Annotated in this window: 2 protein-coding genes; both read right to left on the bottom strand. The window is 62.4% G+C overall.

What is annotated here, in order from left to right; all coding sequences use genetic code 11:
• Positions 1-38 precede the first annotated feature (38 nt).
• Positions 39-659 carry a TetR/AcrR family transcriptional regulator gene (locus tag ACE04F_RS02605; RefSeq protein ID WP_486104598.1) on the bottom strand — a complete coding sequence of 207 codons (621 nt, stop codon included), beginning with the start codon at positions 657-659 and terminating at the stop codon, positions 39-41.
• A gap of 61 nt (positions 660-720) precedes the next feature.
• Positions 721-2298, bottom strand: a 1578-nt coding sequence (gene phaC / locus ACE04F_RS02600) for a class II poly(R)-hydroxyalkanoic acid synthase (RefSeq protein ID WP_486104596.1), incomplete at its 5' end; no start/stop codon positions are given.

Below are 2298 nucleotides of genomic sequence, written 5' to 3'. Positions count from 1 at the left end.
CTCGCTCCCACAGTTGATGGGTCTGCCACAGCCGGCTGTTATTCGTGCTCCTCCAGATACCGCAACGCCATCTCCTCGGTCGCGACCTTGATCGCCGGCGGCAAGTGCGGCGCCACCAGCATCATGACCTGATAGACCACCAGGCGAACCTCGCCCTCGCGATCGAGGATCCGCTGATAGTCCAGCGAGAACAGCAACGTCAGGGTGATCTGCTCGACCAGTTGCCCGAGTGCCTGGGTGTCGCTCACCAGCAAGTCCTGGGCCTTGAGTTGCGCCAGTAACGAGGCCAGGGTCCGTTTCAACGCGTTGAGCAACTGGCGAATGCCCTTGGCCAGTTTCGGCAGGCGCCCCGCCAGGTTCGACAGGTCCTGGAACAGGAATCGGTACTGGGCCAGGCGCTCGACGATCAGGTGCAGGAACAACCAGTAATCCTCCGGCGCCAGTTGCGCATCGGCGGGCGGATCCAGCAGCGGTGCGAGCTCGGCCTGGAATCGCTCGAACAATCCGAGTATCAGCGGTTCCTTGCCGTGGAAGTGGTAGTAGAGGTTGCCGGGGCTGATGCCCATCTCGTTGGCGACTTCGAGGGTGGAAACATTCGGCTCGCCCTTCTCGTTGAATAATTGCAGGGCACATTCGAGGATTCGGTCGCGGGTTTTCATCCGGTCTTCTTGGTCGGTGGAGTCCTTCCACGGCCCGCAGTGCGACCGTGGGACGAGGCGTTCAGCGTACCCGTACGTAATTTCCGGGTGCCGCTTCCAGGGCCGGGTATTTCGCGTTGCCCAGCGTCATCTGCGTTTCGTGCTGGGCGCCGGAGCGCTCCTGGATCCAGCCCAGCCATTGGGTCCACCAACTGCCCTCGATGTGCTTGGCGTCGTAGTACCAGGCGCGCGGGTCGCTGCTCAGTTTCGGATTTTCAATGTAGTTGGCCTTGGGGTTGCCTGGCGGGTTGAGGATGCTCTGGACGTGTCCGCTGTTGGACAGCACGAAACGTCGTTCGCCGCCCAGCAGCAACGTCGAGCGGTACACCGCGTCCCACGGCGTGATGTGGTCGTTGATGCCGGCCACGCTGAAGCTGTCCACGGTGACTTTCTGCAAGTCGATAGGCGTGCCGCACACTTCCAGGGCGCCCGGCCGTGTCAGCGGGTTGTGCTTGAAAAAATCCAGCAGGTCGCCGTGATAGGCCGCCGGAAGCCGCGTGCAGTCGTTGTTCCAGTAGAGGATATCGAACGCCGGCGGCTCCTTGCCCAGCAGGTAGTTGTTGACGAAGTAGGTCCAGATCAAGTCGTTGGGCCGCATCCAGGCGAAGACCCGAGCCATGTCGCGGCCATCGAGAATGCCTTTCTGATAGGAGCGGCGCTTGGCGGCTTCGAGGGTCTGTTCGTCAATGAACAGCGTGGCCGGGCTCTCGATCTCGCTATCCAGCAAGCTCACCAGGTAGGTGGCGCTGGTAACCCGGCGCAGTTGGCGCTTGGCTTGCAGATGGCCCTGCAGGGCGGCGATGGTCATGCCACCGGCGCAGGCGCCCATGAGGTTGACCTCGCGGGCGCCGGTGATCGCCCGGCAGGCGTTCATGGCCTCTTCCGTCGCCTCGACATAACTGGACAGGCCCCATTCCCGATGGCGCACGTCCGGGTTTCGCCAGCTGATGATGAACACTTGCAAGCCGTTTTTCAGGGCGTACTGGACGAAGCTGTTGGAAGGGCTCAGGTCGAAGATGTAGAACTTGTTGATCTGCGGCGGCACGATCAGCAGCGGCGTGGCGTATTGCTTTTCGCTCATCGGCTTGTACTGGATCAGTTCCAGCAGCTCGTTGCGAAACACCACTGCGCCGGGTGTGGTCGCCAGGGTCTTGCCGACTTCAAAGGCCTGTGGCGTGACTTGCCGGGGCAAGCCATCGTTGTGCAGCAGATCGTCGACCAGATGGCTGATCCCGCGAATCAGGCTGCTGCCGCCGGAATTGAACAGCTCCTTGATCGCCAGCGGATTGAGCAGGGTATTGGACGGCGCTACCGCATCGTTGAGCAGGGAGAAGGCGAAATGCGCACGGGCCTGATCATCCGGGCTCATGCCGCCCTCATCGATCCACTGGCGGACTTCTTTTTGCCAGCTCAGGTAGGCCTGCAGGCTGCGGCGATAAAACGGGTTGAGTTGCCAGGTGGGATCGGCGAAGCGTTTGTCGTCGGGGTTGGTCGGGTGCAGGGTTTCGCCCAGCAGGACGCGCCCCAGCTGGCCGCCGAGCCTCAACGCGTGTCGGGCACTGTGCACGGGGTTGCGCAAGCCATGGGCGGCGACGTTGCG

The organism is Pseudomonas sp. AGC41, assembly GCF_057334555.1.
Note: the sequence above shows the minus strand (reverse complement) of the source record. Positions and strands in the feature narration are given on the sequence as shown.